This window comes from Micromonospora sp. I033 (assembly GCF_053890995.1).
Genome location: NZ_JBSSLX010000275.1, coordinates 1 through 6,561, shown reverse-complemented (window position 1 = coordinate 6,561; position 6,561 = coordinate 1). Strand labels below are relative to the sequence as shown.

Here is a 6,561-nt window from a genome sequence, read left to right as displayed (position 1 = left end):
TCCGGATGTTCAGCTTCCTCGGCAGGACCTGGGACCATCCGGTCGCCCAGGCGCAGTGGGGCCTGCGCAACCTCGCCGCCTACCGGATCAGCAAGGACCAGCGGTTCCTCGACCGGGCGATCGCCAACGCGCAGCGCAACGTGGACCGTCGGGTCGAGTCCCGGGGCGCGTGGTTCTACCCGTACGACTTCGACCTGAGCCGGTGCACCGGCCGGCCGGTGCTGCGCGCCCCCTGGTACAGCGGGATGGCGCAGGGGCAGCTGCTCAGCCTCTTCGTCGGCCTCGCGGAACTCACCGGGGACGCGAAGTGGCGGACCGCGGCGGACAACACCTTCCTGAGCCTGACCCTGCCGGCCAGCACCACGGCGCCCTGGGCCAGCTGGGTCGACCCCAACGGGTACCTCTTCCTGGAGGAGTACCCGGTGACCGCCGGCACCACGGGTGAGCGGGTCCTCAACGGGCACGTCTTCGCCCTGTACGGCGTCTACGACTACTGGCGCCTCACCGCCGACGCCCGGGCCGTGGCCCTGTTCGACGGGGCGGCCAGCACCGTCCGACGCTACGTGCCCACCCACTACCGGGTGACCCGGTGGGCCAGCAACTACTCGATGGGCTGCGCCACCCCGCACGTCAAGTACCACCAGGTCCACACCGCGCAGACCCTCAAGCTCTACGAGATGACCTGGTCGGCCACCTTCGCCACGTACGCCTACCTGCTCCGCTCGGACTACCCGGTGCCGGCCGTGAACGGCACCGTCTCCTTCTCGGCCGGCACCCACGTCGGCTACAGGTTCTCCAGCACCGGGGCGATCACCGGCCAGAAGACGCTGAAACTGACCCGGGCCTCCGGCGCCCTGGCCAACCTGCGGACCCGGGTGTACGGCCGCGGCATCTACTACCAGATCACCAACGGCGCGCTCGCCGGCTACCTGGTGCCCGAGGCGTACGGCCAGCGCATCCTGCTCGGCAAGGCGGTCGAGCACCGCTACAACCCCACCCGGACACTGTCGTTCCAGCCCGGCACCTACACCGGCTACGCCTACGACAGCAAGGGCACCGTCACCGGCTCCAAGCGGATCACCTTCTCGGCCGCGTCCATCGCCCCGCTCGGCGCCACCGCCTGGGTGAACGGCCGGCTCAGCTACCAGGTCACCGCCGGGGCGTACCTCGGCTACTGGCTGCCCCACACCACCGGGCTCGCCTTCACCTGACGTGACACCCGAGCGAGGCCCGTCCGGAACGCACCGGACGGGCCTCGCCCGGTCCGGCGGTCAGTCGACCGCGGTGACCGTGAACGAGGTGGTGTTGTCGGCGGGGTCGACGTCCTCCACGATCGCGCAGTAGCAGTAGTTGGCGGTCGCCGTGTACGAGCCGGTGCCCAGGGCACCCGCCGGGGTGCCCGCGGGAGCGGTCAGCACGACGTCGAACGTGCGCTGCTCACCCGGCATGAACCGGGTGCCCGGCACACTGAACCAGTCCCACCCGCTGGGCATGTCCTGCGGCTCGGTGTGGTCGACGACCACGCCCGCCGGCAGGGCGGCGGTGAGGTCGACGGCGAACGACGGCGCGTCGTTGCCGTACCGGACGGTGACCGGCATCCGGCCCTCGAGGCTGCCGTCGGCCAGCCGGTTCAGCGTGACCGCGCCGGTGGTGACCGCAAGGTCGCTCCGGGTCGCCTGCACGTACGGCTGCGGCTTCTTCAGGCTGCCGTTGGTGGACCGGAACAGCGTGCTGAAGCTGGCGGTGTCGGACATCTCGCTGCTGCTGTTGGACATCACCCCGAACTCGCCGCCGGTGGCGACCATGGCGTACTTCCGGGGCGTGGTCCAGACCTGGAAGCCCAGGGTCCAGGTCTGCGTCTCGCCGGGTTGGATCAGCGGGCCGGCGCAGTTGTGCCGCATCCGGTTCTCCGTCAGGCCGAGGATGGCGCAGCCGAAGCCCGGGTCCACCGTGGTGAACGAGCCGCCCGCGGGCTCGGTGAGGAACACCGACGGGTAGTCCTCGGTCGGCCCGTTGTTGGTGACGGTCGCGGTGAGGGTGCCGACGTACCCCTGGGGGGTCGGGTCGAGCACCAGGGTCTGTGCGGTGACGGACAGCGGGCCGGTCGCCTCGGCCGGCGCGGCGGCGGCCGGCGCGGCGGCTGCCACCGCCAGCGCGGCGCCGAGCAGGCCGGCGGCGATCCGGTGGCCGGCGGACAGGGTGCTGGGCATGTCGTTCCTCCCCGTGGTCGATGCCGCCGTTCCCGGCGGACTCGGACCGGCACGATATCGATCCGCGTGGCTGGTTGGTGTCCCCTACGGACGAAACGGGCCCGACGCGGTGCGTCGGGCCCGGGGCGGATCCGTTGCGGAGCGGCTGCCGGTGACTCGCCGGCCTACCGGCCGGACTACCGGCGGCGGGTGTCCGCCGCCGGCCCCCGATCACGTCACCGGCAGCCCCTCGCCGCTGAGACACGCGCGTGGATCCGGACGGGTTGCACCACGGCGGGAGAAATTCCGCAGCCGCGACGCAACCCGTTCACCCGAACGTGACCTTCACGGCCACCGTCGTGGTCGTGCCCGGCAGCGCCTTGCTTGCGTCGGAGCCACGGTCGACGAACACCGTGAGCGGCGGATTCGGTCCCGTGGTGTTTCGCATGAAGGCGAAACCCACCGTCGCCCGCTGCCCGGGACCGGCCCCCGCCGGGCGGCTGGTCGAGCCTCGGATCCGTGGTCACCGCCACCTGTTCCTCCCCGTAGGTGTCGCCGCCTTCTGCCGGCGACCTCCCTCACACGCACGGCAGCGCCCCCCGGTTGCAGCGGTTCCGCCGTCTTCCTGCTGTGGTTGACTGTCACGACAGGGGAGAGGCGAGGGAGGCCCGAGGTGCAGTTGCCGGCCGTGCTCGGCGAGCCGATCCGGTTCGTGCTGAACTGGGGCCGCCGCTACTCGCTCTGGGTGTTCAACTTCGGTCTGGCCTGCTGCGCCATCGAGTTCATCGCCACCAGCATGGGCCGGCACGACTTCATGCGGCTCGGCGTGATCCCGTTCGCCCACGGCCCCCGGCAGGCCGACCTCATGGTGGTCTCCGGCACGGTCACCGACAAGATGGCCCCGGCGATCAAGCGGCTCTACGACCAGATGCCCGAGCCGAAGTACGTGATCTCGTTCGGCGCCTGCTCCAACTGCGGCGGGCCCTACTGGGACTCCTACTCGGTGACCAAGGGCGTCGACCAGCTCATCCCGGTCGACGTCTACGTGCCCGGCTGCCCGCCCCGCCCGGAGGCGCTGCTGCACGGCATCCTCCGCCTCCAGGAGAAGATCGCCGCCGAGGAGTCCGGCGTCGGCGGCGTGCCCCGCCCCGACCGGCTCGCCCCACCGGTCGACCCGCGGCCCGCGGAGAGCACCCCGCGGCCGGTGGCATCCCTCACCGCGCCACCGGTACGTCCCCCGGCCGGCTGACCCCCGAGGTGGCGGCCGAGGTCTAGCCTGCGGACCATGACCCAGTCCGCGGACAAGCGTTCCGCCTTCATCGTCGACGTGCTGACCGAGGAGTTCGGCGCGTCGATGGCGATCGACCCGGCGGCGTTCCGCCGCAAGTTCCGCAAGATGGCCGCCTCACCGTTCGCCTTCTACCGGGGCAGCGCCTCGCTCTTCTACGCCGACCAGCGCGGCGACTTCGCCAGCGACCGGTTCCTCGACGACCGGACCAGCCGGGTGTGGATCCACGGCGACCTGCACGCCGAGAACTTCGGCACCTACATGAACGGCTCCGGGCAGCTCGTGTTCAACGTCAACGACTTCGACGAGGCGTACGTCGGGCCGTTCTCCTGGGACCTGAAGCGGTTCGCCGCCAGCGTGGCCCTGCTCGGCTACGCCAAGGCCCTCTCCGACCGGGTGATCGGCGAGCTGGTGGCCGGCTTCGCCCGGTCGTACCTGGCCGAGCTGCGGGCCATCGCGGCCGGCGGGGACGACGCGATCGGCTCGATCACCCTGGACAACGCCGACGGTGTGCTGCGCCGGGTGCTCCAGCAGGCCCGGCTGAACACCCGGGTCGACCTGCTCGCCACCCAGACCACCATCGACAACTACGAGCGCCGGTTCTCCCTCGGCGACGGGGTCTACGAGGTCGACGAGGCGACCCGGCAGCAGGTCCGCGCCGCGTTCCAGGACTACCTGGGCACGCTGCCGGCGGCGACCGCCCGGCTCCGCCCGGTCGCGGCGAACATCAAGGACGTGGTGCTGCGCAAGGGCGTGGGCATCGGGTCGGCCGGGCTGCCGTCCTACAACCTGCTGCTGGAGGGGCACACCCAGGCGCTGGAGAACGACGTCGTCATCTACATGAAGCAGGCCCAGGTGCCGGCGGTGGCGCGGCACATCGACGACGAGCGCGTCCGCTCGTACTTCCGGCACCAGGGGCACCGGACCGCCGAGTCGCAGCGCGCGTTGCAGGCGCACGCCGACCCGTGGCTGGGCTTCACCGAGTTCGACGGGGCTGGCCAGCTCGTCGCCGAGGTCTCCCCGTACGCCGCCGACCTGGACTGGGCCGACGTCAACGAGCCGGAGGAACTCGCGGGCGTGCTCACCGACCTGGGCCGGGCGGTGGCCCGGATGCACTCGGTGGCCGACGACGAGTCCAGCCACGACCTGGTGGACTACTCCACCGAGGAGGCGATCGTCGCGGTCGTCGACGCCGATCCGGAGCGCTTCGTCGCCTACCTGATCGACTTCGCGCACACCTACGGCATCCGGGCCCGCGAGGACCACCAGCTCTTCGTGGACCTGTTCCGCAACGGCCGGCTGCCCGGCATCTGAGGTCCCGGGGCGCCGGAGCCCGCGCTCCGCCGCCCCGCCTCACTGGTCGAACTCCAGCACCACCTTGATGTCCGCGCCGCCGGAGGCGTACGCGTCCGCGTACGACGAGACCGGCACCCGGCGGGTGATCAGCGAGTTCAGCCAGGCCGGGTCGGCCCGGGCGAGCGACTCCGCCGCCATCTCCCAGTGCCGCCGGTTGGCGTTGACCGAGCCGAAGACCACGTTGTTCTCCAGCACCAGATCCCGGTTCAGCGCCCCCGCGTCGAAGTCGATGGTGCGGCCGCCGCTGGAGACCCCGGTCAGGCAGACGATGCCGTTCGTCCCGGCCTTGAACATCGCGTCCATCACGACCACCGGGGCGCCGGTGCACTCCACCACCACGTCCGGCTCGAAGTCCAGCTCCCCCACGGTGGAGGTGTGGTAGGTGGCGCCGAGCGAGCGGACCAGCTCCGGCTTCGGCCCGGTCTTGTTCCGGTCCAGCACGTGCACCGACAACCCGCGCTGGATGCCCATGAGGGCGGCCAGCAGCCCGATCGGCCCGGCCCCGGTGACCAGCACGGTCTGCGGCTGCCACACGGCCCGGCTGCCGATCCGCTCGATGTGGTCCCACGCCTTCGCCACCACACTGGTCGGCTCCAGCAGCATCCCGACCGGGGCGAGCGCCGGGTCCAGGCGGACGGCGAACTTCGGCTGCACCCGCCAGCGGTCCCGCGCGAAGCCGGGCAGCCCCTTGATCCCGTGCTCGGTGTACCGGCCGTTGCGGCACATGTCCCACTCGCCGGCCGCGCAGTTGGGGCAGGGCACCGGGTCCGGGTGGCGGACGATCCCCGCCACCAGGTCGCCGGGCTGGAGGGTGCCGGTCGGGTCCTCCAGCACCCGGCCCAGCGCCTCGTGCCCGAGCACCAGCCGTTCCTGGCCGGGCGGGGCCTCGCCGTACTCGCCCGCGATGATCTCCTGGTCGGTCCCGCAGACGCCGACCGCGAGGGCCTGCACCAGGATCGCCCCCTCCTCCGCGGGTGGCTCGGGCCAGTCGTCGTCGAGGCGGAGCGAATCGGGGACGCCGGGAGTCACAGTGACAGCGCGCACGGTGTCATCCTTCCCCGCCGCCGGCCCCCGTGCCGGGCAAAGCGGCGGATCCCGCCCGGGCGAGCGTGGACGGCCCGACACGGCTCCCGGCCGCCGGCCCTAGGATCAGCGGCATGACTCCGGAAGAGGTCGGCCGGCGGATTGTCGCGCTGCTCGCGCCCGTCGAGGCCACCACAACGGTCTCCGGCGGTCAGGGGTACGCCCGGGCCACCGTCGACGTACCCCCGGCGAGCTGGCGCGACGCGGTGCGCGCGGCGCACGGCGACGCCGAGCTGGGCTGCGACTTCTTCGACTGGCTGTCGGCGGTCGACGAGCTGGCCGAGGGCTTCGACGTCGTGGCCCACCTCTGGTCGACCCGGCACCGGCACGGGCTGCTGCTGCGTACCCGGGTGCCCCGGGAGGCGCCGGTCGTGGCGTCCGTCGTCGACGTGTTCCCCGGCGCGGCCTGGCACGAGCGGGAGACCCACGAGATGTTCGGCATCGGCTTCGACGGGCACGGCGAGCTGCGGCCGCTGCTGCTGCCGCCGGAGTTCGAGGGCCACCCGCTGCGCAAGGAGTTCGTACTCGCCTCCCGGGTCGCCAAGCCGTGGCCGGGGGCCAAGGAACCGGGCGAGTCGGAGGCCGGCGGCGGTCGCCGGCCGATCCGGCCGCCGGGCGTGCCGGCGCCGGGGGAGTGGGGAACGA

General features: G+C 72.3%; 7 protein-coding genes. 4 read left to right on the top strand and 3 right to left on the bottom strand.

The features are described 5' to 3' along the window. Positions 1-1,211 (top strand): D-glucuronyl C5-epimerase family protein (locus ACW0Q9_RS28090; RefSeq protein ID WP_456186373.1); only part of this gene is annotated, 1,211 nt, incomplete at its 5' end. Between the two features lie 60 nt (positions 1,212-1,271). Here the strand turns inward: ACW0Q9_RS28090 and ACW0Q9_RS28085 are convergent. Both ACW0Q9_RS28085 and ACW0Q9_RS28080 read right to left on the bottom strand, forming a co-directional pair. Then, positions 1,272-2,210, bottom strand: a complete 939-nt coding sequence (locus tag ACW0Q9_RS28085) for a hypothetical protein (RefSeq protein WP_456186372.1) — start codon at positions 2,208-2,210, stop codon at positions 1,272-1,274. Between the two features lie 307 nt (positions 2,211-2,517). Further along, positions 2,518-2,652, bottom strand: a complete 135-nt coding sequence (locus ACW0Q9_RS28080) for a hypothetical protein (protein WP_456186370.1) — start codon at positions 2,650-2,652, stop codon at positions 2,518-2,520. Between the two features lie 210 nt (positions 2,653-2,862). Between ACW0Q9_RS28080 and ACW0Q9_RS28075 the strand changes: the two genes are divergently transcribed. Both ACW0Q9_RS28075 and ACW0Q9_RS28070 read left to right on the top strand, forming a co-directional pair. Beyond that, on the top strand, positions 2,863-3,438 hold the full coding sequence (locus tag ACW0Q9_RS28075; RefSeq protein ID WP_456186368.1) for an NADH-quinone oxidoreductase subunit B: 576 nt from the start codon (positions 2,863-2,865) through the stop codon (positions 3,436-3,438). A 36-nt stretch (positions 3,439-3,474) separates the two neighbouring features. Next, complete coding sequence (locus tag ACW0Q9_RS28070) at positions 3,475-4,791, top strand: DUF2252 domain-containing protein (protein ID WP_456186366.1); 1,317 nt, start codon at positions 3,475-3,477, stop codon at positions 4,789-4,791. 39 nt (positions 4,792-4,830) lie between these two features. On the opposite strand, the gene ACW0Q9_RS28065 is transcribed toward ACW0Q9_RS28070, so the two are convergent. Beyond that, positions 4,831-5,877: a glucose 1-dehydrogenase gene (locus tag ACW0Q9_RS28065; RefSeq protein ID WP_456186364.1), complete on the bottom strand. Its 1,047-nt coding sequence runs from the start codon at positions 5,875-5,877 to the stop codon at positions 4,831-4,833. 113 nt (positions 5,878-5,990) lie between these two features. Here ACW0Q9_RS28065 and ACW0Q9_RS28060 point away from each other — a divergent pair. Then, positions 5,991-6,561 (top strand): NADH-quinone oxidoreductase subunit C (locus ACW0Q9_RS28060; protein WP_456186362.1); only part of this gene is annotated, 571 nt, incomplete at its 3' end.

What these genes read in the sequence shown, in the direction of transcription:
- ACW0Q9_RS28085 (WP_456186372.1), bottom strand. Translation starts at nt 2,210, where the DNA reads ATGCCCAGCACCCTGTCCGCCGGCCACCGGATCGCCGCCGGCCTGCTC.
- ACW0Q9_RS28070 (WP_456186366.1), top strand. Translation starts at nt 3,475, where the DNA reads ATGACCCAGTCCGCGGACAAGCGTTCCGCCTTCATCGTCGACGTGCTG.